The sequence below is a fragment of the Tenacibaculum singaporense genome (assembly GCF_003867015.1).
GTDB lineage: Bacteria > Bacteroidota > Bacteroidia > Flavobacteriales > Flavobacteriaceae > Polaribacter > Polaribacter singaporensis.
This window is the reverse complement of the sequence record NZ_CP032548.1, coordinates 350290-377067: the sequence shown is the minus strand read 5'-3', so window position 1 is coordinate 377067 and position 26778 is coordinate 350290. Positions and strand designations below refer to the sequence as shown.

Genomic DNA, 26778 nt, shown 5'->3' with positions numbered 1-26778 from the left:
AATCTACAATTTTATCCCGAAAACTACTCTGTTTTCAGATTTTCCATTAAAGTAAGAACGAGCAAAATCTACACGTAAAAAACGCCATTTTCCAACACCAACATTATCTAAACCAATAGCAAACTCAGAATAAGGTTTGTTACCTGCTGTAAATAATCCTTTAGCACCAGTAACTAAATGAAAGTTAAGTTTATTTAACAAAGGAACCTTACTTAACAATGCTCCTTTAAAATTATATTCTCCATGAAGTTCAGCGTATTTATCATTAGAACTTAATTGATAATACGGAAGCATGTAAAAGTTGTCCAAATAGTTGTCTTTTGGAGATATTAACAAGCGATTTCCGTTAAAATGAGCATAATCTATAAACGGAATGTCTTTTTGCTCTAGAAATATGCCTCCTCTTGCTTTGTAAGCAAACTCACCCCAATTACCCAAATTGATTTGTTGATACAATTGAGAAAAAATCACATCTGAATTCCATTCAGAATTTCCTGAGCCAAAGTTTTTTTGATAGCCAATATATAGCGATGGGTACTTACGACTTGGGATATTATATTTTCCATCAGGATATGATAAGTACTTTTGTCCAAAATTTATGTTTGCCCCTACAGAGAAAGTCCACATTTGATGAGGTGTAAAACCTGTTGAAAAATCAGTAGGGTTTTGCGGATTATTAGAAGTGTAGTCTAAATCGTCTTGCGGAAACATTGCATAATCGGTTGTATTAAATAATGGCTTTCTGTCTGCAAATTCTAAAGAAGAAAACATGCGTATTCCGTTCGTTACTTCTTGAGAAAAGGATGTTTTAGCAAATGTCTTTTCATATATTTTCAAATAATTTCTTTCAAAACCAACAGAACTTATCGTATTCCAAAACTTAGAAATTGGTTGTTTTGGGTTGAACTGTGGTGTGGCAATTCCTCCAGAAATTGTTAAAACAGGTCGCGTAGTATTGTTCCAACGATAGTTAAAGTTGGCTGTAGGACGCACTTTTTTCTCTGAAAAACCATAATTAACATTAGCCCCAATACTAAAACGTTTCCCTTTTTTGTTAAGTGATTTTCGATAGTTAACACCTAAAGAAGAATTCCACCCTTGCACCGTATTAAAGTTAAGGCTTTCAATGGGGGAAGAAGTGCTTAACGACCACTTGTTGTAAGAGTCTCGATAAGTGTACCCAGAAAGAAAATCTAACGGTTTAAATTTATTGTTTTTGGTGTCAATAGAATCTAAATATTTCTTCGATTTTCGAATGGTTTTTATGCTGTCTTTTAATTTGTAATCTGATATTTCTTCAGAAGTTAAAGTTACGGGACGAATTTTATTCCAGTATAGCGAATCCTTTTCAGTAGCATTTTCTGCAAACGAAAGTACTTCGTTACCAAAAGTATCTTCAGTAAAGTTAGGGTTGAAATTATAGTTAGAATAAGCAGCAGAAAATCGACCGTTGAAATGGAACCCAAATAAACCAGCTTTAAAATCTATAGTTTGTGTAATGGGTATCCACGCTTTGTTTTTAGTAGAGAAATTATAGTTTTGCTTAATGTGTAGTGAATCTACGATAGGCAAGCTTATTTGTGCACCAGTGACCATAACATCAGCACCGTAAATAGCCCAATCATCTTCAACAATATAAATAAAACCACTAAAAACACGATCGTTCTTTCGTTTTGGTAAAAGTTGAATTTTGTTAATTAATTTTCCGTTTTTATCATAAAAAACACCTGTTAGTTTATAGTTGTAGTATCCAAAAGCACCATTAGCAATGGGAGAAACAACTTTAACGTCAGCCAAATCAAAAGAATTTTCATAAAAATTAAAATTTACATCTTCTGCTTGATTAAAACTAATTCCGTTGTCTTGTCCACTAACTTTTGAAGCTATAATATGCTCTTTAAAGTTTTTAGGTCTTTTTTGAAAAGCGATTTTCGATACGGTTTCAGAAAGATATACTACACCACTTCTTGTAGAATCCAATCCGCCACCCATGTCACCAATATCTTGCCCTAAAAATTTTTTGGGTAAATCTTTTACTTTAAATAAGCCGCGAGAATAAAAATCAGCAGTATACTCAGCAAATTTATCCGTGTTTTTTGCTTTACTAGCAATAGCATTCCTAATAATTTTGTTAGCAGGATTTTCTTCAGAAGAAACAACCACTTCATCTAAGGTAACTTCTTCTTCAGCTAAAACAACATTTAATGTAAAAGGAAAAGAGTCAATTTCAACAGTTTTTTTAACGGTTTTATAGCCTAACATTTGAAATATTACAGTGTGTTGTCCTGTTGAGTTAAAAGCTAATTCATAGTCGCCATTTGTGTTGGTTGTAGTACCTGTAATAGTGTTTTCTAAATATACACTTACAAAAGAAATAGGCTGGTTTTTAGTATCGGTAACTTTTCCTGTAATTTGAGAAAAAGTAATTGAAGAGCATACTAAAAATAAAAATGTAGTTATGATTTTCATAGTCAGTTAGTTGTTGGTAACAAACATAAAAGAAGAACTTTGTAAAGTGTATTTAAGAATTGTTAAATAACCTACAAAGTTCTCTTAATATATGTAAGACTATGAAGTAAAGAAAATGTTACAAAAGATTATTTAACAGTGTCTTTTTGTTGTTTTTTCTTCTTTTTTCCAAACAAACCACCTAAAACATCCGTTACTTTTTTAACGGTTTCTTCTTTTTTGTTGGTTGTACTAGTGCTGTCTTTCTTTTTGTTTCCGAATAAACCACCTATAGCGTTGTTTACTAACTTGTCTTTTTGTTGCTGAACCAACTTCTGACTTAACTTAGTAACTGATGAAGATAAATCTGTTTTTACAGAAGGATTTGTCATGTTACCTGTAATGTTAGCAGTAACAGGAACCGTAATATTTTGCTGGTCTTTTGCGCTCAATTTAGAAAGTAATCCTTGTGCTTCGTTACCTAAATATTTTGCAGGAACATTCAGAGTGACATTATAGCTCATTGTCTTATCAAACCCATGGCTTCCACCAACGGTAATACCAATGTCCTTATATTTTAAATCAAATGGTTTTACCACCACTTTACCTTCTTTAAAAGACAGGTGTGTTTTAATATCAGATAAATCTAGTTTTGATAAATCAATGAACGATAATTTATCATTTAATAAACTTAAAGCTTTTGTTTTTTGCGGATTTATACTAGTAGTTAATAATTCTGCTAAAGCTTTACCCGAAACAGACGCTAAGTTAGGTGTAAAATCATCATTTAAACTTCCGGCTAAGTCAATGTCAGAATTTAATTTACCATTCATAGCACCTGCTATAGGACTTATTGATTGTAGTAAATCTAAACTGGTAAACGATTGAGCAATGTCAAAAGATTTAATACCTAATTTCATGTCGAAAGTAGGTTTCTTTTGTTGTGTGTTAACTTCTCCATTTAAAGCAATTTGACCATTAAAAATACCAGCATTCATGTTTTGTAAAATGGCTTTTTCATCTTTTAAAAGCAATGTTCCTCTTACATTTTTTAAAGTCAAGTTATCGTAATATACAGTTTTAGCGTTAGCAGAAACAGCACAATCTAAAAATGCAGGGATTTTTAAAGATTCAGTTGGTGTATCTTTTTTAGAGTCATCTTCGTTTTCGACAGTTTCAGGATTTTCTTGCATAAAATCACTAACATAAAAGTTGTTCGAATTCAGTTTGAAATTTCCACGTAATTTTTTGTCAGAAAGTAAAAAACCTAATAAGTTTTTAAGTGTTCCAGTAGCATTTAAGTCACTTTTTCCAGTTGTAGCATCAAACTTTGTTAAGCTAACGGTACCAGGTGTAAAATTGACAATTGTATTTTTAATATGAAGAGGGTTTACAACATCTTCCGAAGAAAAAACAAAGTCGCTTACTTCCATTTTTCCGTTATTTTTAATACGGCTTAAAGTATTATTCTCAAGTGCTTTCATGTCGAATTCCGTATACAAATCAGCCTTTAAAATTCCGCTTAACTCATTTTCTAAATTAATAGGATATGCTTTGTTAATATTAGCAAGGTTTAAAACACCTTTTAAACTAGCATTTACCTTTGGATTAGTAGTTAGGTTATAAATATTTCCTTTTCCAGAAAAAGTATCCTGATCAATCTTAAAAGAAAGACCATTAATAGTAACAAACGTATTTTCGGTTTTACCAGTAGTGTTTTTTATTTGTGCATCAATATTAATGTTTTGAACACTTTTAGGTAAATCTGGATATTTAAATGAAGCATTATTTGACTTCATAGAAATATCTAACTTCGGAATGTGTTTATCGTCAATAATTCCGTTTATCTTTCCGTTTACACTAAAATTACCCGTAGTGCTTACACCAGCAATACTTTTGGTATAAGCTTCAGGAATTAAACCTAAAAAGTTTTTAAAGTCGGAAGACGGAGTTTTGAAGTTGATATCAACCTCTTGGTTTTTCTCGTTAACTTGAACAAAACCATCAAATACCAATGGAAGGTTATTTAATTTAGCCTCATTTTTTAAGAAAGAAAACTTCATATTAGTTAAGTCCATTCCTAAAATAGCATCTAATTCTATTTTTTGGTTCTTGGCATACGAATTACCGTCCATTCCAAAAGATACTAAAGTAGATGTTTGGGTATCTAGTTCTGTATTTGATTGAGAAAAGTCACCACTTCCACTATGGTTTAACTCGGTTAGCTCAAGGTTTAGTTTACCTTGTTCATCATTGTATTTTACAGTAGCGTTGTTAATAGCATATGAATTAATAGACAGTCCAAAAGTAGATGGTTCTTCATCTTTTGTCTCTTCTGTCTCAGATGGTTTTGCAATATCGTAGTTAGCATTTCCTTTTTTATCAACCAATACATTTACTAGAGCATCATCAATAGTAAATGATTTGATGTTTAGCTGCTCAGATGAAGCTTTAAAAAGCTCCGTAAGTTTTAATGCTAAGTTTACTTCTTTAGCATATACTAAAGTATCACCTTCAAAAGGAGTGTTGTTAATAACCGTTAGGTTAGATAATTGAACTGATGCATTTGGGAAATTTCTAAGCAGGCTTAAGCTAGAATCGCTAAAATCAACTTTGGCGTTTACGTTGTTGTTAATGGTAGTTTTTACCAAGTTCATCACTTTATCTTGAAATAGTAGGGGAATACTAACCAAAAGGATGAAGAAAAAAACTACAATACTTAATAATATTTTATATATCTTTTTCATAATGAATAAAGTTTATCATGTAATACTAACGAACAAATTTCAACATTTATTTGTAAATAGAAAGTCAATGAAATGATAAATTTTCTTTTGGTAATTTTGCGGCGATAAAACCACGTATTTTGAATAAGAAACAGCAATACTCAAACTTTATAAAAACACAAGCAAAACGTTTGGGTTTTTTGGGTTGTGGTATTGCCAAAGCTGACTTTTTAGAAGAAGAAGCACCCCGTTTAGAGCAATGGTTACAAAATGGGTATCATGGTGAAATGCGTTATATGGAAAATCACTTTGATAAACGTTTAGACCCAAGGTTGTTGGTAGATGGTGCAAAATCTGTGATTTCTTTATCGTATAACTATTTCCCTTCGGAAGTTCAGCAAGAAGGAAGTTATAAGATCTCTAAATACGCTTACGGACAAGATTATCATCATATTATAAAAGGAAAGTTACGGGAACTATTACAGTTAATTAACGATGAAATTGGAGAGGTTTCTGGTCGCTGTTTTGTTGATTCTGCTCCTGTGCTAGAACGAGCTTGGGCGCAAAAGTCAGGGTTGGGTTGGAAGGGGAAACACTCGTTATTAATTCAAAAGCAACAAGGATCATTTTTCTTTTTAGCTGAATTAATTATCGATTTAGAACTTGAATATGATGAGCCTTTTAAAACAGATCATTGTGGAAGTTGTACTCGTTGTATTGATGCTTGCCCAACACAAGCTATTTTACCAAATAATACAGTTGATGGTAGCAAATGTATTTCGTATTTAACAATTGAGCTAAAGGATGCAATTCCGTCAGAATTTAAGGGAGAAATGCAAGATTGGATGTTTGGTTGCGATGTATGTCAGGATGTATGCCCATGGAATCGTTTTTCACAACCACACGAAGAAAGTTTATTTACGCCTCAAGAAAATTTATTGCAAATGAATAAACGTGACTGGCAAGAATTAACACAAGAAACCTTTAGTAAAGTGTTTAAAAAATCAGCAGTAAAGCGTACTAAGTTTTCAGGTCTGTTAAGAAATATTGACTTTATAAAATAATAAAACCGCTTTGAAAAGCGGTTTTATTTATGTTTTGAAGATTATTTAGGATTCGTCTCTCCGAAGAAAAACCAATTAAGTCCTTTTTTAATCATTCCGCTTTCTTTGGCAGGAGTTTGTTTGTCTGCTTCTTTTGTGTTAGCCGTTTCTCCTTCAAATAGGTTTACAACAAAATCTTCGTATGAAGAGTTAACTTCTTCTTGTAAATATGAATTAAAATATAATTCACTTGCTTTTTCACCTTTAACTTTTTCAATTTCTAATAGTGTTTTGTACAAAGGTTCTATTTTTTTTATTACGCTTTCAGGTAAGGATTTTCTTCTTCCGGTATATCCGGTAATTTTTCCATTATCATCTTTTTCTACATCAAAATCAGTAATAACCCAATAGTATCTACCAGTTCTTGTTAAGTTTTTAACAATAGCATGGAAGTTGTTTCCCTGTTTTAAGTTGTCCCATAAAACTTTGAAGACTACCTTAGGCATGTCGGGGTGTCTAATTACGTTGTGAGGCTCTCCAATAAGTTCTATTTTATTATACTCCGAAGCTTCTTCAAAAGTATCATTCATATATAAAATAGTTCCTGCAGGGTCTGTTTTACTAATAATTGTTTTTGATTTGTCCCATTTTACTTCCTCATCTATAACTTTGGAAGGTCTAAGAGAATTGTTTGTGTGCATTTTTTTTGTTTTAATAGTTATTCGGGGTGGTTTACTTAAAAATAATCAGCAAATATAAGGTTTTTGATGGAGGAGTATGTTTTGAATGAATTTTTAGTTGAGGTAAAAGAAGATAATTTTTATTTGGTCTAAAAAATTGATTGTTAGATAATTGTATTGTGTTAGTTTTTCTTTTGTAATGATAGAATCGTGTTGTTTTAATAAAGAATGGGTATTGGGATAATTTTAAAAGAAAAAGGATTGAGACAACTGTCTCAATCCTTTTTGGAAAAATGTTTTTTAAGAGGATTATTTAGGGGAATAATAAGTTTTACGTCGGGTTTGTTTCACCGAAGAAAAACCAGTTCAGTCCTTTCTTTAAAGGATTGGTTTCGTTTTTAATTTTTTCAGTTTCCTCTTTAGAAAGTTCTTCATTAAATAAATCAACAACAAATTCATTGTATGTTTTACCAACTTCTTCTTTTAAGTAAGTGTCAAAATACATTTCGCTTGCCTTTTCGCCTTTTAGTTTTTCAATGTCTAACAGTGTTTTATATATAGGTTCAATCTTTTTTACCACTCCGTTAGGAACGGCTTTTCTTCGAGCTGTATATCCTACAATTTTACCTTCTTCATCTTTGTCAATAGTAAAATCGGTAATAACCCAGTAATACCTACCGGTTCTTGTTAGGTTTTTAACAATTGCATGGAAGTTTTCGCCTTTCTTAAGAGCGTCCCATAAAACTTTAAAAGCAACTTTAGGCATATCTGGATGACGAATAATATTATGAGGTTCGCCAACTAATTCAATGGTACTATATTCACAGGTGTTAGAAAAAACATCGTTAGCATATAAAATAGTTCCGTAAATATCAGTTTTACTTACAATGGTTTTTGTTTTATCCCATTGTACTTCTTCGTCAATAATGTGTCTTTGTGTAGTTTCCATTTTTATTTGGTTTAAGGTTAGAGCAAAATTCAGGAAATTTTTAAAGATGAAATATGACTTTTATCAGGTTGCAAATTCTTTTTACTTCATAACAAAATGTATATTTGTAAGTTCAAACAAACAAGAACGAACCTATGAGAGATTCTAGAAAAAGGCATGAAGCACTACTTTATCATGCTAAGCCGAAGCCGGGAAAAATAGCAGTAGTACCTACCAAAAAATATGCAACTCAACACGATTTATCGTTAGCATATTCACCAGGAGTAGCAGAGCCTTGTTTAGAAATAGCAAAAGACAAAAACAACGTTTATAAATACACATCAAAAAGTAACTTAGTAGCTGTTATTTCAAATGGAACAGCAGTTTTAGGATTAGGAGATATTGGTCCTGAAGCATCCAAGCCTGTAATGGAAGGAAAAGGATTACTTTTTAAGATTTTTGCTGATATTGATGTTTTCGATATTGAAGTAGATGCAACTGATGTTGATAAATTTGTTGAAACAGTAAAAGCTATAGCTCCTACTTTTGGAGGAATTAACTTAGAAGATATTAAAGCTCCAGAAGCTTTTGAAATAGAAAGGCGATTGAAAGAGGAATTAGATATTCCGGTAATGCACGATGATCAGCATGGTACAGCAATTATTTCAGCCGCAGCCTTAAAAAATGCTTTAGAAATTAATGAAAAGGATATTAAGGATGTAAAAATTGTTGTGAACGGAGCAGGAGCTGCAGCAATATCATGTACGCGTTTGTATCTAGCTTTAGGTGCGAGTCGTGAAAACGTAATTATGTGTGATAGTAAAGGGGTTATCAGAAAAGATAGAGATAATCTAACATCACAAAAAGCGGAATTTGCTACAGATCAAGATGTAAACACTTTAGAAGAAGCAATGTTAAATGCCGATGTGTTTATTGGTTTGTCAAAAGGAAATGTGGTATCTCCTGAAATGCTATTATCAATGGCGAAAAACCCAATTGTTTTTGCGATGGCAAACCCAGAACCAGAAATTGAGTATGATTTAGCTATTGCGACAAGAGACGACATTATTATGGCAACAGGAAGATCAGATCACCCTAATCAGGTGAATAATGTATTAGGTTTTCCTTTTATTTTTCGTGGAGCATTAGATGTACGCGCAAAAAAAATTAACGAAGAAATGAAGATGGCTGCTGTACATGCATTAGCAGATTTAGCAAAACAATCAGTGCCAGAACAGGTAAATATTGTATATGATGAAGTAAGCCTTTCTTTTGGAAAAGAATATATTATACCTAAACCATTTGATCCAAGATTAATTTATGAAATTCCACCAGCAATTGCAAAAGCTGCGATGGACTCAGGAGTAGCTCAAGAACCTATTGATGATTGGGATAAGTATCGTGAGGAGTTGATGGATCGTTCAGGAACAGGAAGTAAAGAAGTACGACTACTACATAACAGAGCTAAAAAGAATCCTAAGAGATTAGTGTTTGCTGAAGCAGATCATTTAGATGTATTAAAAGCAGCACAGAGAGTATATGAGGAAAAAATTGGAAAACCGATTTTATTAGGAAGAAGAGAAATTATTTTAGAGCTGAAAACTGAGTTAGGATTTGATGCAGATGTGCCAATTATTGACCCTAAAACAGATGAGGAAGAAGGAAGAAGAAACCGATATGCTGAAATATTTTGGAAATCAAGACAACGTAAAGGAGTTACGTTTTTAGAGGCGCAAAAATGGATGCGTGAACGCAACTATTTTGCAGCAATGATGGTAAATTCAGGGGAGGCAGATGCATTAATTACAGGGTATTCAAGACCTTATCCTTCTGTGGTAAAGCCAATGTTAGAGTTGATTGAAAAAGATCAAGGAGTAACAAGGGTTGCAGCAACAAATATGATGCTAACGAAGCAAGGACCTATGTTCTTAGCAGATACTACAATTAATATCAATCCAACAGCAAAAGATTTAGCAAAAATTACACAATTAACATCTGTGTTGGCTAAAATGTTTGGAATGAAACCAAATGTTGCAATGTTAGGGTTTTCGAATTTTGGATCATCAAAAGCAGAAAGCTCAACTAAGATTAGAGAAGCAGTCTCTTACATTCACCGTCATTATCCAAATGTAGTGGTAGATGGTGAACTACAGGCAGATTTTGCTTTGAACCCAGAATTATTAGCAAAAGAATTTCCTTTCTCTAAGTTAAATGGGAAAAGAGCAAACGTATTAATTTTTCCTAATTTAGAGTCAGCTAACATTACTTATAAATTAATGAAAGCTGTTGATGAAGTAGAAACTATAGGGCCAATTTTATTAGGGATGAGCAAGCCAGTACACATTTTGCAATTGGGGGCGAGTGTAGATGAAATGGTAAATATGGCTGCAGTGGCAGTTGTAGATGCTCAAAACAAGGAAATGAAAGCTAAAACCAAGGTTTCTCAATAGCATAGAGAGAAATTTTTTTAAAAGATAATTTTGTCTATTTTAGACAAATAGAAAAAATAGCTGGATGATAACACAAATAAGGGGAAAACTTGTGGAAAAAAATCCTACATACGCTGTTGTAGATTGCAATGGAGTAGGATATTTAATGCATATTTCTTTAAACACATATTCATCATTACCAAACGATGAATATGTGTTATTGTATACACACTTATCTATTAGAGAAGATGCTCATACGTTGTATGGGTTTTCAACAAAAACAGAACGAGAAGTTTTTAGGTTATTAACCTCAGTTTCAGGTGTAGGACCAAGCACTGCACGAACAATGCTATCTTCAATGACTTCACAAGAAGTTTCACAAGCAATAGCTTCTGAAGATGTGAAACTAATTCAAACAGTTAAAGGTATTGGAGCCAAAACAGCACAACGAGTTATTGTTGATTTAAAAGATAAGGTATTAAAAACCTTTGATATTGACGAAGTTTCTGTGGTACAGAACAATACAAATAAAGAAGAAGCGTTATCAGCTTTAGAGGTTCTTGGATTTGCGCGGAAGCAAGCTGACAAGGTAATAGGGAATATATTAAAAGAAACACCTGATGCAAGTGTTGAAAAACTTATAAAACAGGCGTTAAAAAATTTATAAAAAAGGTTGGAAAAAGCAGTTATGAATAGACTACTTACGGCACTTACTGTTTTAGTAAGTGTTGTTTCGTTTTCACAAAATACTCAAAAAGATAGCATTAACGCTGTTAAAAAAGATACTGTAATTCCCCTCAAATACAATTTTAAATACAATCAAAACGGAACACTTTACTTAAACAACCCTTCTCAAAAAGTAGTAACTTATGATAAGGCGTTGAATAAGTTTATGATTGTTGAAAAAATAGGAGACTACTATGTAGGTACCCCTATTTTTATGACACCTAAAGAGTATAATGAGTACCGTTTAAAAAATGATTTAAAAGATTACTTCAAAGAAAAAGTAGATGCTACTAATCCTAAAAAGAAAGGAAACGAAGCAGCTCGTAAAAATTTATTACCTAAATACTATGTAAATTCTAAGTTTTTTGAATCCGTTTTTGGAGGTAATACTGTTGAGGTAAACCCAACAGGACAAATAAATATTAAACTCGGAGGTGTATATCAAAACAATGAAAACCCTCAAATCTCTGTTGAAAATCAAAGCAGCTTTACATTTGATTTTGATCAACAAATTAGTGCGAGTTTACAAGCAAAAGTAGGTAAACGATTAACGGTAACGGCAAATTATGATACCCAATCTACTTTTGATTTTCAAAATATTATTAAGTTAGAATATACTCCAACTGAAGATGACATCATTAGAAATATCGAGGCGGGTAATATTAGTATGCCAATTAAAAACTCACTTATTAATGGAGCACAATCGTTATTTGGAGTAAAAACAGAGTTACAGTTTGGTAAAACATACGTAACTGCTGCATTCTCACAGCAAAATTCACAATCTAAAACAGTAGTTGCTGAAGGTGGAGCAACCATAGAACCATTTGAATTAAGAGCATCTGATTACGATAATGATAGACACTTCTTTTTATCACAATACTTTAGAGAAAATTACAAAGAAGCTTTAGAGAATTATCCTTTAATTAACAGCCCTATAAATATTACAAGGGTTGAGGTATGGGTAACTAACAGAAATCAAAATGTAAGTGATTATAGAAGTATTGTAGCTCTTGCCGATTTAGGAGAATCTGATGATGCAAATGAGGTAAATCCTGCTGAAATAACAACAACACCAGGAGCTATATCAGTTAACTCTGAAATTATACCTTATAATGGAGTGAATAATTTGAGTTCATTATTAGCAGCAAATTCTGGAGGAATAAGAGATGTAGCAACGATTGATGCAGCCATTAACGGTATAGGAGTACCGGCACAACAAGGGTTTAACTATACATATTTACAAAATGCTCGTAGATTACAACCTAATGAATTTAAACTACACTCACAGTTAGGTTTCATCTCATTAAATAGAAGGTTGAATGATGGAGAGGTTTTAGCAGTGGCTTTTGAGTATACTGTAGTAGGAGCCTCTAATGGAGAAACAGTATTTAAAGTAGGAGAATTTTCAAACGATGGAATTGTAGCGCCAGCAAATATTGCAGTTAAGTTATTGCGTAGTGAAATTTTAAATACGACAAGACCAGGAGATGATACGGAAGCTTTTCCAACTTGGCGATTAATGATGAAAAACGTATATGCACTTGGAGCATTTCCGCTACAACGTGACGGATTTCGTTTTGAATTATTGTATCGTGATGATGAAACAGGAACGCTACAAAATACTCTGCAAAAAGCACAAACTCCTGGGATAACTGATAAGCCATTACTACGTATTTTAAACTTAGATAAATTAGATCAAAGTGAATATGCTATTCCTAATGGAGATGGTTTCTTTGATTATGTTGAAGGAATTACAGTAAATTCTGAAAGAGGGTATATTTTATTTCCTGAACCAGAACCATTTGGTAATGATTTAAAAGACGAACTTACTAACCCAGCAGATCAAGATAAGTATGTGTTTGAAGAGTTGTATTTAACTACAAAAATTCAAGCTAAAAACGAGTATCAGAACTTAGATAAATTCTTCTTAAAAGGATATTTTAAATCAGAAACGAGTAGAGGTATTTCTCTTGGAGCTTTTAATGTTCCTAGAGGTTCTGTACGAGTTACAGCAGGAGGAAGACAACTGGTTGAAGGAATAGATTATGTGGTAGATTATCAGTTGGGTCGTGTGCAAATTTTAGACCCAGGTTTAGAAGCATCTGGAGTACCAATTAATGCATCTGTAGAAAATAATACATTCTTTAATCAACAACGAAAAACATTTATTGGAATTGATGTTGAACATCGTTTTTCTGAAGATTTTATTTTAGGGGGAACTTTTTTAAATGTTAGTGAAAAGCCAATTACGCCTAAGGTAAATTTAGGAGGAGAACCTATAGATAATATCATGTTAGGGTTGAATTTAGATTATTCTTCAGAAGTACCTTATTTAACAAAACTAGCAAATAAATTACCTTTTGTTGAAACAGAAGCACCGTCTAATGTTTCGGTTAGAGCGGATATGGCTTATTTATTACCAGGATCTCCTAGTGGAATAAATGTAGATGGTACTGCGACATCGTATTTAGATGATTTTGAAGCTTCACAAATACCCATTAATTTAAATTCACCACAGCAATGGTTTTTAGCCAGTACACCAGAATCTCAAGGTTTTGATGGAGGTACTTTTGGTTTAGAGTATAATTACAAAAGAGGAAAATTAGCTTGGTATAATATAGATCAGTTATTCTATGGAAGCGGAAACAGACCAGATAATATTGATGAGAATGAACTATCTAGAGATGAGGTACGTCAAATTCGTTACAATGAATTATTTCCTAACACAGACCTAGATATTACACAGCAAAACTTAGTTAGAACTCTAGATTTAGCTTATTACCCTGCAGAAAGAGGTCCGTACAACTATAATGAGAATGCAAATACCGTTACAGCTGAAGAGCGTTGGGGAGGTATTATGCGATCGTTAACAACAAACAATTTTGAACAAGCAAATGTTGAGTATATCCAGTTTTGGTTAATGGACCCATATGAAAACTACTCAATTACAACTGAAGAAGGTTTACCAGCGGGAATTAACCCTAATGATCCAACGAATCAAGTAGGAAAGTTATTTATAAACTTGGGTAACGTTTCTGAAGATATTTTAAAAGATGGAAGAAAGCAATATGAAAATGGACTTCCTGCCGATGGACAAAAAGCTGATGGAGGTAATATCCAGACTTCTATTTGGGGAGATACACCTATAAACCCTTCTATTATATATGCTTTTGATTCTAGTAATGATGCGAGAACAAATCAAGATATTGGTTTAGATGGGTTAAACGATGAAGAGGAAAGAGCAAAATATCCAGCATTTGCTGGGTTAGATGATCCAGCGGGAGATAATTTTCAATTTTTTAGAGGAGGGGCTATAGAAAATACCAATCCATCAGTTTTATCTAGATATAAAAACTTTAACGGGACAGAAGGTAACTCACCAACAGCGAGTCAATCAAACGAATCGTACCCAACATCATCAACAACATATCCAGATACAGAAGATATCAATAAGGATCAAACAATGAATCCTGTAAATAGTTATTTTGAGTACGAGGTTTCGTTGAATAAAACAGATTTAGTATTAGGTCAAAATCATATTATTGATGTTAAAACACAAAATGTAACACTTTTAAATGGAGCAACAAGAACCACTAAGTGGTATCAATTTAGAATACCAGTTAGAAATGTTACCGATGCTCAAAAAATTAATGGAATTACTGATTTTAATAGTATTCGTTTTATACGAATGTTTTTAACGCAATTCAAAATGCCAGTAGTATTACGTTTTGGAGAGTTAGAATTGGTAAGAGGAGATTGGCGTCGTTACACAAAAACATTACCAGACACTAATATTCCTTCTGAAGATTTAGATGCAGATGAATTAAACAAGTTTGAGGTAGGAGTAGTAAGTATTGAACAAAATCAAGATCGTTATCAATTACCACCGGGAATTCAAAGAGAGCGTTTACAAGGAACCAATAGAATCCAACGTCAAAATGAGCAATCTGTAACGTTAAAGGTAACTGACTTAGAAGCTGACGAGGTTAGAACGATTTATAAAAATATTAGTATTGATATGCGTAGGTATAAAAAACTACGTATGTTTTTACATGCAGAAAATCAAAATAGTGCAACCGGAGCTAATGATGATGAAATGGTTGCTATTATACGTTTAGGTACAGATTTAAACGATAACTATTACCAAGTAGAAAAGCCATTAAAAATATCTACATCAAACGCATCATCTTTAGATGTTTGGCCAGCAGAAAACAATTTAGATATTCCGTTAGAAGAATTAGCTAACTTAAAAATTGAAAGACCTACAGGAAGTAACCTTACTGATGTGTATTCGTCAACAAGTTCTAATGGATTAAAAATTTCTGTGAGAGGTAATCCAACATTAGCACAAGTAAGAACAGTAATGTTAGGGGTGAAAAATACTGTTGCTGACGATAAAACTGTAGAAGTTTGGTTTAACGAATTACGTGCAGTAGGCTTTGATAATAAAGGTGGATGGGCAGCTGTGGTAAATGCAGATGCTAATATGGCCGATGTGATGGATGTGTCTTTAGCAGGAAGAATGTCAACCATAGGTTTTGGTAATGTAGAAGATCGTGTACAACAAAGAAGTATTGAGGAGATAAAACAATATAGTGTAGCAACAAATATTCAGTTAGGTAAAATGATGCCTAAAAAATGGAACATGCAAGTGCCAATGAATTATAGCTATGGAGAAGAATTTAGAGATCCAAAATACGATCCACAATTTCAAGATGTAGAATTAGAAGACGCTATTGACAAAAACCCAAATAGTAAAAATGCCCAAGACTATACAAGAAGAAAAAGCATTAGTTTTATCAATGTAAAAAAGAATAGAAACCCAGAAAGTAAAAAGAAACCTAAATTTTATGATGTAGAGAATTTCTCTGCTTCGTATGCACATAGTGAAGAGTTTCACAAAGATTACAATATTGAAAGTTATGTAAACAAAAATGTAATGGCAGGCGCTAGTTATAATTTTACTTTTGTTCCTTTTAATATAGAACCATTTAAAAAATCAGAAGGATTTAAAAATAGATACTTACAATTTATAAGAGATCTAAACTTTAATCCGGTGCCAAAAACAATAGCATTAAACTCAAGAATTAACAGAAATTATAATAGTCAGCAGTCAAGAAACTTAATTATTGACCCAGTAAATCCGTTACCTGCACAACCTGAGTTAATTCAACGAAGATTTTTATTTAATTGGGATTATACAATCGGTTTTGACTTAACTAAATCGCTACAATTAAACTTCAATGCAACAAACAACTATATATACGATAGTTTTGGGGAAGATGAACAATTAGAAGTTTACGATCAGTTTTTTAGTATAGGAAGACCAGATAATTATCATCAGAAGTTAAACGCAACTTATAAACTACCATTAGATAAATTCCCTTTTCTAAATTTTATCAATGCAGATTATGGTTATACAGCTGATTTTGATTGGAAGGCAGGATCGCAAAGTTATATTGAGCAAGTTGGGAACATGATTCAGAATGCCAATACCCACAACTTAAATACTAATATAGATTTCGGTCGTTTTTATAAAATTGTGGGAGTAGATAAACTATTATTAAAAGGAACAAAAAAGCAACCGACTCAAAAAGGAACAGCTACATTAGGAGGAAATCAAGTGGCGCAAAAACCACAGCTTAAAAAGAAAGCTACTTTTGGTCAGAAATTAGGAAAAGGAGTATATGATGTATTAACATCGGTAAAAAGAGCAAAAATCAGTTACTCTCAAAATAATGGAACTTTACTACAAGGATATAAACCTTCAGTTGGATTTTTAGGAAGAAATGGTTTTGATGGAGGCTTAGCTCCAACATTAGGATTTGTGTTTGGTAGTCAAACGGATATTTTAAATACAGCTATTGAGAATGGATGGTTAATTACCAGAAATGCTGGAGATGAATATTATAGTAAAAATTACTCTAAAACAAGATATAAAAAACTAGACTATAACGTATCTGTAAAACCTTTTAAAGATTTAACTATTGATTTACGAGGGAACAGAATTCAAACAAGTAATTTAACACAACAGTTGGATGTTGTTTCAAATGGTAGCGGAGGTTTTGAGCAAGATCCAAATATTAAACCTTTTGAAACAGGTAATTATAGTATAAGTCATTTTATGTTAGGAACTATTTTTACAGATAATGAAACATTGTATCAAAATTTCTTAGACTATAGGAGTACTATTTCTAATAGATTATCAGCTGAAACAGGCTTACCTAATACAGGTACAGCAGCATACCAAACAAATGGACAGCAAGCAATGTTACCAGCGTTTATTGCAGCATATTCAGGTAACAGCCCAAATTCAGTAAGTACAGGAATCTTTAAAAACATACCAATTCCAAACTGGACATTACGTTATAATGGATTTATGAAGTATAAGTGGTTTAAGAAGAATTTTACTTCGTTTACCTTATCACATGGGTATAAATCGTCATATACTATAGGTAATTATACGAATAACCTGCAATACGATTCTAATAATAGAGAAACAAATATAAATACTTCTGGTAATTATCAACCAGAACTCTTAATTTCGTCGGCAACTTTAATTGATGAATTTTCACCATTAATTAAAGTAGATTTTAGAATGAAAAATTCAGTTTCATTCAAAGGAGAGATAAGAAGAGACAGATCTTTAACATTAAATTTTAACAATAATACTTTAACAGATGTTAAAGGAACAGAATATGTTTTAGGATTTGGATATAAGATAAGAGATGTTAAATTTGTCACCAGATTTACAGGGAAGAAAGAAACTTTAAAAGGAGATATAAATTTAAGAGCTGATATATCGTTAAGAGACAACTTAACATTGATAAGAAGCGTAGATGAAGAGAATAGTCAGATTACAGGAGGTGAGAAATTATTTGGATTAAAATTTATTGCCGACTATAATTTAAGTAGCAATTTAACAGCATCTTTTTATTATAATCACCAAACGTTTGAATACGCAGTTTCTACAACTTTTCCAAGACAATCTATTAATGCAGGAATTAATTTAGTATACAACTTAGGAAATTAAAACAAACACAATAAAAAATCATTACAATGAACATTCCATCAGAATTAAAGTACACCAAAGACCACGAGTGGGTTAAAGTAGAAAATGGTGTAGCAACTATTGGTATTACTGATTTTGCACAAGGAGAGTTAGGAGATATCGTATACGTTGACGTAGATACATTAGATGAGGAATTAGATGCTGAAGAAGTTTTCGGTTCTGTAGAAGCAGTAAAAACAGTTTCAGATCTTTTTATGCCTTTATCAGGAGAAGTAGTAGAGTTTAACGAAGCGTTAGAAGATGAACCAGAATTAGTAAACTCGGATCCTTATGGAAATGGGTGGATGATAAAAGTGAAATTATCTGACGATTCACAAGTAGCAGATTTATTAAGTGCTGAAGCGTATCAAGAACTTATTAAAGGATAAACTAATCATAATAGCAATACTAATAACTTTAAGTATTGCTATTATTAGTTTAATCAAACTAGGAAAAGCACCCATACAAATTAGCCATATAGATAAGTTAGAACATGCTTTTGCTTATTTCGTGTTAAGTTTAGTATGGTTGCTAGCTTTAAAAACAACAAAAATTAATAAATATATTATCGTTTTTTGTTGTTTTTTTTACGGCATAATTATTGAGGTTCTACAAGTTACAACCACGTCATATAGATCAGGAGAGATTTTAGATATAATGGCAAACACGACGGGTATTTTAATAGCTTTCATAGTTTACAACTCTTTTTTTAAGAAAAATAAAGCTATTTAAAGATTAAGCTTGTAAAAGTTGAAATAAATTAATTAAATTAGCGAACTATTAAAAACATTTAGGATGGAAATCAAGAAAAATCCAAAATCAAACTTAGAAAACTATAGTAAACTATTTATGCAAATAGGTTTGGTTTTAGCTTTATTTGTAACGTATGTTGCTATTGAAAATAAGACATATGATAAAGAGTATGGAGAGCTAGGTATGGCTAACATGGCTACTGATATTGAAGAGGAAACTATTGAGCTTCAAATTGAGCCACCAAAGCCAAAACCAAATACACCTCCACCACCAGCTCCTGAAAAAATTGAAGTAGTAGAAGACGAGGAAGAAATTGAAGAAACAGTAATTGAATCTACTGAAACTGATGAATCTGAAGCTGTAGAGGTAGAAGATATTCAAGAAGTAGAAGAGGTAGAAGAAGTGGTAGAAGATGTACCATTCGCTATTATTGAAGAAGTACCTGTATTTCCAGGTTGTAGCGGAACAAAGGCTCAAAAGAAAGAATGTTTAAATAAAAAGTTACAGAAGCATATTCAACGTAACTTTAATGCGGAACTTGCGAATGAGTTAGGTTTATCTCCAGGGAAGAAAAGAATCTATGTTCAGTTTAAAATTGACAAAGATGGATCTATTACAAATGTAGCAGCTAGAGCTCCGCACCCAAGGTTAAAGAAGGAAGCAGAAAGAGTTGCTAGAAAGATACCTAAAATGAAACCTGGTAGACAAAGAGGTAGACCAGTAAGAGTAGGTTATACTTTACCAATTACATTTAATGTAGAGTAGTAATAGCTTTAACAAGATATAAAAAAGGCGATCCAATTAGGATTGCCTTTTTTATTGGCACGTTTCTTGTTTTTAACAAAGTATTAACATAAAAATAGAATACTATGAAAACACCTAAAAAACATGCTAAGAAGCAATTAGAAAAATTCTCAACTATTTTCACACAGTTAGGCTTGGTGCTAACTTTGTTTGTAGTTTTTCTTGTTTTAGAACATGAAACAGCCAAAGACATTGCAATAGTTGAACCTACGAATGCACAGGTTTATGAGAAGGTTTACACTTTTGACACTCCCGTTATTGTAAAAAGAGAAGTAAAAGAAATAGAAAAACCAAAGCAAGAACGCGTAATTAAAGAAGTATTTAAACCAGAAGTAGTAGATGATAACACAGAAAACACCACTGTAATAGATTTGCCTGTTGATGATGGTTCTATAGATGCTGCAACACTAACTCAGGTAAAAGAAGAAGAGGTAGTTGATAAAGACGATGATCCAGTTTCAATTAACAATGTGCAAAATAGACCTGTTTTTAAAGGATGTGAAGGGCTCTCAGAAGAAGAAAATATGAAATGCTTTGAAAGAAAAATACAACAGCATATTCAACGTAATTTTAACTCAGAATTGGCGCAAGATGTAGGATTAAGTTCTGGAAAGTATAAAATAATAACTCAATTTATTATTGATAAAAAAGGGGATGTAGTTGACGTTAAAATTAGAGCACCACATTATAAATTAAAAAAAGAAACTGATAGGGTTGTAAATAAAATACCAAAATTTACTCCAGGAAAACAGAATAATAAAGAAGTAAAAGTAAAATATACGCTACCTATTACTTTTAGAGTGGAATAAAAAGTAAAAACTCAGCCAACTGGTTGAGTTTTTTTATTTTTGTTGTATATGGATACAAACAAAACATTTTTTGCACATGAAACAGCAGTTATTGATGATGGTTGCGTAATTGGAGATGGTACCAAAATATGGCATTTCTGCCATATCATGCCTAATTGTACCATTGGTAATAACTGTAATATTGGACAAAACGTAGTAGTGTCACCACAAGTTATTTTAGGGAATAATGTAAAGGTTCAAAATAATGTTTCTATATATACAGGAGTAACATGCGAAGATGATGTTTTTTTAGGACCTTCTATGGTTTTTACAAATGTAATTAATCCACGTAGCGCCATAAAAAGACAAGATCAGTACTTAGAAACAGTTGTTAAAAAAGGAGCGAGTATAGGAGCAAATGCAACAATTGTATGCGGTAACAATATTGGAGAATACGCTTTTATAGGAGCAGGAGCTGTGGTAACTAAAGAAGTTAAACCTTATGCGTTAGTTGTGGGAAATCCATCAAAACAAATAGGGTGGATTAGTGAGTACGGACATCGGTTAAATTTTGATGATGAAGACTTGGCTACTTGCCCAGAAAGTGGAGATAAATATGCCTTGAAAAACAACGAGTTAAGAAAACTTTAAGTTAAAGTTTAAAAAAAGTAAAAAATTTCGAAAAAAATATTTGTGAAAAGAAAAATCTTATTTATATTTGAACAGTGGTTTAAAAACCACTTTCTTTTTCTTTTTCATAGCAATTTTTCCCACTCAATTTTGAGTGGGTTTTCTTTTTATAAAAACTTCCCAAATAAAGTAACTGTATAGAATAATATACTCTAAAGTAATTAACCAAAGATTTTCTTGCCATGGAGAGTTAGCGTAAGCTTGATAACTTAGAATAACAACTAAACTCCACAAAACAGCATAACGATATTGAGTAAATACAGATAAAATTAAAAGCGTTGCTATATACCAAGGATGCATTGTTGTTGTTAAAAAATAGTAGAACGACAAAGCAAATAGCATACTTAGAATTAACTGTTTTGTAGACTTGTTTTTTTTGAAAAAAGTAAGAATTAATAAAAAGCAAACGGTAAGAATAGGTATTGTTTTGCCAATAATAGCAATCTCATTATAGCCTCTAAATAGATAACCAATTTCTCTAGCTAAGTAGTAAAAACTAGCATTAAACTCAAAGCTTCTAAACCATAAGCCAACAGAGTTGGTATAGTTTGAAATTAACTCTGGAGAATAGAAAGGAAGAAAAAGTAACACAATTGTTAGAACTACAGTTCCGTAAAAGAATGCTAATTTTTTGAATCCTTTAAGAAGTGAAAAATCATTCTTTACAAACCATTGAAAAAATAAAGGTAAAAAGAGTAAAGGAATCAGTTTTACAGAAACTGAACAAGCCAGTAGTATAGCTGCTAAAAACCACTTCTGTTTATGTAGTGTATAAATACTCCAAACCAGAAAGAATAACATAACGGGTTCAAAATGTAAGTTTCCAGTAAGTTCAATTATAACAAATGGGTTTAAAACGTATAGAAAAATGTTTTTAACGGGTAATTGTAATCTTTCTAAAAGTTTTTTACCAAAGTATAAAATACCAATATCAGCCAAGATAATAAGTTTTCGCATTACAATGACGCTCCCAATAATGCTGTTTTTAGCAAACAGAGCGCCTATTAAAAAGCATAACTGATTAATTGGGGGGTAATTGGTATAATGACTACCATTCAAAGCTCCCATTCCTTCATATAATTCTTTAGCTTGGTTAATAGGGTAGCTATGTTGCTCAATAAATGTTTGAGGTAAGGATAAATAAGGGTTCAACCCTTCTAAAATCATACGTCCATCCCAAATAAAACGATAGAAATCTTGAGATAGATTAGGAGTAGCAAAAAAGAAAACCAATCGAAATAAGACCGAAATTGCAGCTAAATGAGCAAACGATAATTCTTTATCTCGTAAAAGAGCAAAATAACAAGTAAATAGGCTAATCCAGAGAAAAAGTAACTTGTTAAATTCGGTGCGTTCAATTGTATAAGCAAATAAAAAATAAAGAACAACACTAACAAAGGTTAGTATAATTGAGCTATATTTTTTTAAAAAAGACATTTAAGCTTTTGAGAAAATCGATTTAAAAAAGACATATCCAAAACCAACAAATAACATTAAATGAAAAGGGAACAAACCAAAGTCTCCACCCTGATCACCAACAGTAAAAGCACTATACATACCAAAAGCAAAGTATAAAGCTAACAAACCTTCTATAATTACATGTAAAGAGGGTCTTTTACGAATGTATTTATTGTTTTTCCAACTATCTTTTAACGACTTAATATTGAATTTAGGGGTTCTTACAAATTCACTTTTTTTACCTAAATGACCTTCTAAAACAGCAATTGTATTGTGTAAAGAGAAGCCCATGGCAATAGAGAAAAAAGCGAAAAAGGCACCAATATATTTGATAAAATTCCAGAAACCTCCTCCATAAGTCCTTTTATACATAAACCAGTAGCAGACAAAGAAAATAAAGGTGCTTACAATAAAAAAGCTCATTACTAAGAAGTAAATTTTCAAATGCGCATATTCATTTTTAATATACAACATAGGTATACTTAAAACAGCTACTAAAAAGATACAAGTAAACATTGAACTGTTTAGTAAATGTAGCGTTCCATGAAGTTTTGTTTTAAAGGGAATAGTAGAACTTGTAATAATCCTTTTTAACATTTTCTGAAAATTCTCAGCTCCCCCTTTATTCCATCTAAACTGTTGTGAACGAGCAGCGCTAATAACTACTGGTAATTCAGCAGGAGTAACAACATTTTCTAAATATTTGAATTTCCAGTTCTTTAATTGTGCACGGTAGCTTAAATCTAAATCTTCCGTTAAAGTATCTCCCTCCCAGTTTCCAGCATCGTAAATACACTCTTTACGCCAAATACCTGCAGTACCATTAAAATTAATAAAATGTCCTTGGCTATTTCTACCTACTTGTTCTAACGTAAAATGAGCATCTAAAGCAAACGCTTGAATTTTTGTTAAGGTTGAATAATTTCTATTAATATGTCCCCAACGAGTTTGAACTACGCCTATTTCAGGATCTTTAAAATACGGAACAGTTTCCAATAACCAATTTTCCTTAGGTAAGAAATCGGCATCAAAAATAGCAATAAACTCACCTTTGGCCGTTTTAAGTCCTTCCTTTAAGGCGCCAGCCTTAAATCCTTGACGGTTTTCACGTCTAATATGTTGAATGTCTAAACCTGTTTTTTGAAGCTCTTTAATTTGTTTAGCTGTGCTCTCAACTGATTCATCGGTAGAATCATCTAATACTTGAATTTCTAACTTTTCGCGTGGATATTCTAATTGAGCAATATTGTGTAATAAACGCTCCATTACATATAGCTCATTATAAACAGGAAGCTGTATTGTTACATACGGAACTTTGTTAATGTCAGATAAATCTAATTTGGGTGTGCTTTCCTTTTTTTTCTGAGCTTTCAAATAGTTGATAAGCAGGTTTAACTGAGCTATAGCGTATAACAATATAAGTACTAATGATATAGTGTATAGTGTAATTATTATGTATTCTAAGACCATTATTTAAAGCTATATTTAAAGATCCAACCTAAAATTTTTATGCCGGCTAATATACTACCTTTTACAGTTCCTGAAACCTTTGAAACGCCAATTCTATTTCTATATTTCATAGGAATTTCTGTATAAGTTAATTTTTGTTTCAAAGCTTTTAATTGCATTTCTACTGTCCATCCATACGTTTTGTCTTCCATGTTTAAAGCTAGTAGTTTATCATATTTTATTGCTCTGAAAGGACCTAAATCAGTGAATTTTGCACCAAAAAACAACTTCATCAAAGTAGTTGCTAGCCAATTACCAAAAACTTGTTGAGGAGTCATAGAACCCTTTTCACGTAGTCGTTGTACACGAGCACCAATTACAAAATCAATGTTATCATTCATTATTGGGGCAACAAGCTCAGTAAGTTGTTCAGGATAATCAGAATAATCTCCGTCTAAAAAAACAACGATATCTGGTTTTTCTTTTTTAATAGAAATATATTCCATCCCTTTTAAACAAGCATATCCGTAGCCTTTTCTATTTTCAGAAAGTACTGTAGCACCTGCATTTTTAGCATTGATTTCAGTATTATCTGTTGAATTGTTACTAATAACAATTACCTCGCTTACTATGGAAGGAATGTCATTGATTACATGGGCAATGGAATCTTGTTCGTTATATGCGGGGATGATAACTTTTATAAGTGGGTTCATTAATTATTTTAAGTCGTTGAGATTGTTTTCTTTTGCAAAAGAAGACAAATTATTCCATTCTTTTAGCTTTAGTCCTTCTTTAAACTTTATAGCTTTTGTTAACTTTTGTTTTTTGTATAACAAACAGTATCCATTTTTTTTGTCGTTTTTGATTTGACATTTTTGATAAATACCTCCTTTATTATTGTAAAAGACCCACCATTTGTTTGGTAATCCATTAATAAAATGTCCTTCCTTTTTTTTAAAAGAGTTTTCATAGTAAAAATGCCAATACTTAACAGGAAGGTTATTTTTAAAACTACCTTCTTTTTTAATGTTTCCATTTTTATAATAAAAAATCCAATAATCGGTTTTTTTATTATTTTCAAGCCAGCCTTCTTCTTTTAGTGTTCCTTCTTCATAAAATGATTTATGATATGTTTTTTGCCCAACTAAAGAGAAAGTAATAAAAAAGCATAGTATGAAAACATTACTTTTCATTTACCAATTTCATTAAATCAACATCGTTACCTAATAAAACCTCTGTTGGATTGATACGTCCTTTTTCCGGACCATTTTCCAACTTTAATACTCCACGAGGACATACTGCCGAACAAATTCCACAACCAACACAACTTGCACGAACAATATTTTCTCCTTTTTGGGCATATGCACGTACATCAATACCTTGTTCACAATACGTAGAACAATTTCCGCAAGAAATACATTGTCCGCCATTGGTAGTAATTCTAAATCGAGATTTAAAACGTTGTACAATTCCTAAATAAGCAGCTAAAGGGCAACCAAAACGGCACCAAACACGGTTTCCAAAAATTGGATAAAACCCGGTACCAATAACTCCTGCAAACCAAGCACCTATTAAAAAGCTATAGGTATCTTTAATCCATTGAGAATTTATTCCAAGGAAAGATTGTGCTCCAGTAAAGTAACAGTATAATGTTACAACAGTCATTATTAACGAAAATACTAAGACACTATGTATTAACCAGCGCTCTAGTTTCCATGCATTCATACTTTTGTCAGAATGCTGGCGGTATGGATCACCTAAAGTTTCAGCTAAACCACCACAACCACAAACCCAAGAGCAATACCATCTTTTTCCAAAGAAATATACCATTACAGGGACAATGATAAGCGTAAGTACAATACCCCAAACTAAAATAAATAAACCAATAGCTCCGCTATTTCTCAAGCTATCTAAATTCCATTCAAAAAAGAAATCATAGTCTAACGGAAAAGCATTTTTAAAATCATACCCAGGCATATTTAAACTGGTCATGATTTCTGGAATAAGGAAGGCAAATACAATTTGAAAGAATAAAACAGAAGTTGTTCTAATAACTTGATATTTGTTATGTCTGTATTTTATATACATTCTTACTCCCATTGTAAGCATAATCACACAGTATAAAAAACCATATACAAACCATTGGCTAGCTTCTCCACCGTTTAAAAATTTGCTGATAGGGTCTAATATAAAAGTCCAGTTCACCACATAATCAGGGAAAAAATAAAGCAACAAGTAAAAAACAACTAAGTAAATTAAAACTAACCAAGCTATCCATCCTCGATTTGTACTAGCTTCTAAATAAATACCATTATTCTTTATTCCTTTTGGACCAAGTACTATAAAATTAGGAAGTATAAATAACAACGCTCCCAAAATACCTAACCCAAAAGTAAGTAACCATAGCAATCCTGAGTTGTTTTTCACAAAACCATTGCCTGATTTTTTAGCCAATTCATAACTTAGCGTATGGGGTTTACCGTAGATTAAATATTGATATTGTTCACCTTTTTTATCCCAATTTTTTTCAGCATCGTATTTAGCAATTAGAGTATTGTAATGATTGTTAGATGCTTCATAGGCATTCCTAACTCGACTAGAAAACTCAAAAATATTCAAGCTTTCATCGGTAACGATAGCTTTACTGAGTTCCTCTTTTATAATTTCGCTTTTATATCCTTTTTCAGTAATAAATGAGTCTAACTCTGATTGATTTAAATTAAAAAAACCAGTAAAAATTACTCCTGAAAAAATGATTAATCCTATTAAGAATAGAAGTAAACCTGTTTGTTTTATTATTTTCAT

General features: G+C 32.0%; 18 protein-coding genes. 9 read left to right on the top strand and 9 right to left on the bottom strand.

What is annotated here, in order from left to right:
• Positions 1-3: 3 nt before the first annotated feature.
• Together D6T69_RS01660 and D6T69_RS01655 are read right to left on the bottom strand one after the other, a co-directional pair.
• Positions 4-2469 (bottom strand): DUF5686 family protein, encoded by a 2466-nt coding sequence (locus tag D6T69_RS01660; RefSeq protein WP_125066152.1) that lies wholly within the window; start codon positions 2467-2469, stop codon positions 4-6.
• A gap of 128 nt (positions 2470-2597) precedes the next feature.
• The gene (locus D6T69_RS01655; protein WP_125066151.1) at positions 2598-5195 is read right to left on the bottom strand and encodes an AsmA family protein; all 2598 of its coding nucleotides are present in this window, start codon (positions 5193-5195) and stop codon (positions 2598-2600) included.
• A gap of 119 nt (positions 5196-5314) precedes the next feature.
• On the opposite strand from D6T69_RS01655, the gene queG reads away from it, so the two are divergent.
• Positions 5315-6238 carry a tRNA epoxyqueuosine(34) reductase QueG gene (queG, locus tag D6T69_RS01650; protein ID WP_125066150.1) on the top strand — a complete coding sequence of 308 codons (924 nt, stop codon included), beginning with the start codon at positions 5315-5317 and terminating at the stop codon, positions 6236-6238.
• A 41-nt stretch (positions 6239-6279) separates the two neighbouring features.
• Here the strand turns inward: queG and D6T69_RS01645 are convergent, their stop codons facing one another.
• Both D6T69_RS01645 and D6T69_RS01640 read right to left on the bottom strand, forming a co-directional pair.
• Positions 6280-6918: a PAS domain-containing protein gene (locus tag D6T69_RS01645; protein WP_125066149.1), complete on the bottom strand. Its 639-nt coding sequence runs from the start codon at positions 6916-6918 to the stop codon at positions 6280-6282.
• A 310-nt stretch (positions 6919-7228) separates the two neighbouring features.
• A complete protein-coding gene (locus D6T69_RS01640; RefSeq protein ID WP_125066148.1) occupies positions 7229-7846 on the bottom strand; it encodes a PAS domain-containing protein in 618 nt (205 codons plus the stop codon).
• A 134-nt stretch (positions 7847-7980) separates the two neighbouring features.
• Between D6T69_RS01640 and D6T69_RS01635 the strand changes: the two genes are divergently transcribed.
• The 8 genes from D6T69_RS01635 to D6T69_RS01600 all read left to right on the top strand — a co-directional run bounded on the left by D6T69_RS01635 (position 7981) and on the right by D6T69_RS01600 (position 21027).
• A complete protein-coding gene (locus D6T69_RS01635) occupies positions 7981-10275 on the top strand; it encodes an NADP-dependent malic enzyme (protein ID WP_125066147.1) in 2295 nt (764 codons plus the stop codon).
• Between the two features lie 64 nt (positions 10276-10339).
• Positions 10340-10921: a Holliday junction branch migration protein RuvA gene (gene ruvA / locus D6T69_RS01630; protein WP_125066146.1), complete on the top strand. Its 582-nt coding sequence runs from the start codon at positions 10340-10342 to the stop codon at positions 10919-10921.
• Between the two features lie 21 nt (positions 10922-10942).
• Complete coding sequence (gene sov, locus D6T69_RS01625; protein WP_125066145.1) at positions 10943-18013, top strand: T9SS outer membrane translocon Sov/SprA; 7071 nt, start codon at positions 10943-10945, stop codon at positions 18011-18013.
• 26 nt (positions 18014-18039) lie between these two features.
• Positions 18040-18420, top strand: a complete 381-nt coding sequence (gene gcvH, locus D6T69_RS01620; RefSeq protein ID WP_047787900.1) for a glycine cleavage system protein GcvH — start codon at positions 18040-18042, stop codon at positions 18418-18420.
• Positions 18386-18763 (top strand): VanZ family protein, encoded by a 378-nt coding sequence (locus tag D6T69_RS16135; RefSeq protein WP_262706663.1) that lies wholly within the window; start codon positions 18386-18388, stop codon positions 18761-18763. Before gcvH ends, D6T69_RS16135 begins: the two co-directional genes overlap by 35 nt.
• Before the next feature lie 63 nt (positions 18764-18826).
• On the top strand, positions 18827-19549 hold the full coding sequence (locus D6T69_RS01610; protein WP_125066144.1) for an energy transducer TonB: 723 nt from the start codon (positions 18827-18829) through the stop codon (positions 19547-19549).
• A gap of 104 nt (positions 19550-19653) precedes the next feature.
• Positions 19654-20397, top strand: coding sequence for an energy transducer TonB (locus D6T69_RS01605; RefSeq protein ID WP_125066143.1), 744 nt, complete (start codon positions 19654-19656; stop codon positions 20395-20397).
• A gap of 48 nt (positions 20398-20445) precedes the next feature.
• On the top strand, positions 20446-21027 hold the full coding sequence (locus tag D6T69_RS01600) for an acyltransferase (RefSeq protein ID WP_125066142.1): 582 nt from the start codon (positions 20446-20448) through the stop codon (positions 21025-21027).
• A gap of 123 nt (positions 21028-21150) precedes the next feature.
• Here D6T69_RS01600 and D6T69_RS01595 read toward each other — a convergent pair whose 3' ends face one another.
• From D6T69_RS01595 to D6T69_RS01575, 5 genes are read right to left on the bottom strand one after another with little or no spacing between them, the layout of a single operon-like run.
• Positions 21151-22503, bottom strand: a complete 1353-nt coding sequence (locus tag D6T69_RS01595) for a mannosyltransferase (RefSeq protein ID WP_125066141.1) — start codon at positions 22501-22503, stop codon at positions 21151-21153.
• A complete protein-coding gene (locus D6T69_RS01590; RefSeq protein WP_125066140.1) occupies positions 22504-23994 on the bottom strand; it encodes a cellulose synthase family protein in 1491 nt (496 codons plus the stop codon). It abuts the gene before it with no gap.
• Complete coding sequence (locus D6T69_RS01585) at positions 23994-24686, bottom strand: glycosyltransferase family 2 protein (RefSeq protein ID WP_125066139.1); 693 nt, start codon at positions 24684-24686, stop codon at positions 23994-23996. Before D6T69_RS01585 ends, D6T69_RS01590 begins: the two co-directional genes overlap by 1 nt.
• A gap of 3 nt (positions 24687-24689) precedes the next feature.
• On the bottom strand, positions 24690-25166 hold the full coding sequence (locus D6T69_RS01580; protein ID WP_125066138.1) for a toxin-antitoxin system YwqK family antitoxin: 477 nt from the start codon (positions 25164-25166) through the stop codon (positions 24690-24692).
• On the bottom strand, positions 25156-26778 hold the full coding sequence (locus D6T69_RS01575) for a 4Fe-4S binding protein (protein ID WP_125066137.1): 1623 nt from the start codon (positions 26776-26778) through the stop codon (positions 25156-25158). Before D6T69_RS01575 ends, D6T69_RS01580 begins: the two co-directional genes overlap by 11 nt.

Excerpts from the sequence above, each read along its gene's own strand:
- D6T69_RS01660 (WP_125066152.1), bottom strand. The coding sequence starts at position 2,469 with ATGAAAATCATAACTACATTTTTATTTTTAGTATGCTCTTCAATTACT.
- D6T69_RS01655 (WP_125066151.1), bottom strand. The coding sequence starts at position 5,195 with ATGAAAAAGATATATAAAATATTATTAAGTATTGTAGTTTTTTTCTTC.
- D6T69_RS01645 (WP_125066149.1), bottom strand. The coding sequence starts at position 6,918 with ATGCACACAAACAATTCTCTTAGACCTTCCAAAGTTATAGATGAGGAA.
- D6T69_RS01640 (WP_125066148.1), bottom strand. The coding sequence starts at position 7,846 with ATGGAAACTACACAAAGACACATTATTGACGAAGAAGTACAATGGGAT.
- D6T69_RS01635 (WP_125066147.1), top strand. The coding sequence starts at position 7,981 with ATGAGAGATTCTAGAAAAAGGCATGAAGCACTACTTTATCATGCTAAG.
- ruvA (WP_125066146.1), top strand. The coding sequence starts at position 10,340 with ATGATAACACAAATAAGGGGAAAACTTGTGGAAAAAAATCCTACATAC.
- sov (WP_125066145.1), top strand. The coding sequence starts at position 10,943 with ATGAATAGACTACTTACGGCACTTACTGTTTTAGTAAGTGTTGTTTCG.
- gcvH (WP_047787900.1), top strand. The coding sequence starts at position 18,040 with ATGAACATTCCATCAGAATTAAAGTACACCAAAGACCACGAGTGGGTT.
- D6T69_RS01610 (WP_125066144.1), top strand. The coding sequence starts at position 18,827 with ATGGAAATCAAGAAAAATCCAAAATCAAACTTAGAAAACTATAGTAAA.
- D6T69_RS01605 (WP_125066143.1), top strand. The coding sequence starts at position 19,654 with ATGAAAACACCTAAAAAACATGCTAAGAAGCAATTAGAAAAATTCTCA.
- D6T69_RS01600 (WP_125066142.1), top strand. The coding sequence starts at position 20,446 with ATGGATACAAACAAAACATTTTTTGCACATGAAACAGCAGTTATTGAT.
- D6T69_RS01595 (WP_125066141.1), bottom strand. The coding sequence starts at position 22,503 with ATGTCTTTTTTAAAAAAATATAGCTCAATTATACTAACCTTTGTTAGT.
- D6T69_RS01590 (WP_125066140.1), bottom strand. The coding sequence starts at position 23,994 with ATGGTCTTAGAATACATAATAATTACACTATACACTATATCATTAGTA.
- D6T69_RS01585 (WP_125066139.1), bottom strand. The coding sequence starts at position 24,686 with ATGAACCCACTTATAAAAGTTATCATCCCCGCATATAACGAACAAGAT.
- D6T69_RS01580 (WP_125066138.1), bottom strand. The coding sequence starts at position 25,166 with ATGAAAAGTAATGTTTTCATACTATGCTTTTTTATTACTTTCTCTTTA.
- D6T69_RS01575 (WP_125066137.1), bottom strand. The coding sequence starts at position 26,778 with ATGAAAATAATAAAACAAACAGGTTTACTTCTATTCTTAATAGGATTA.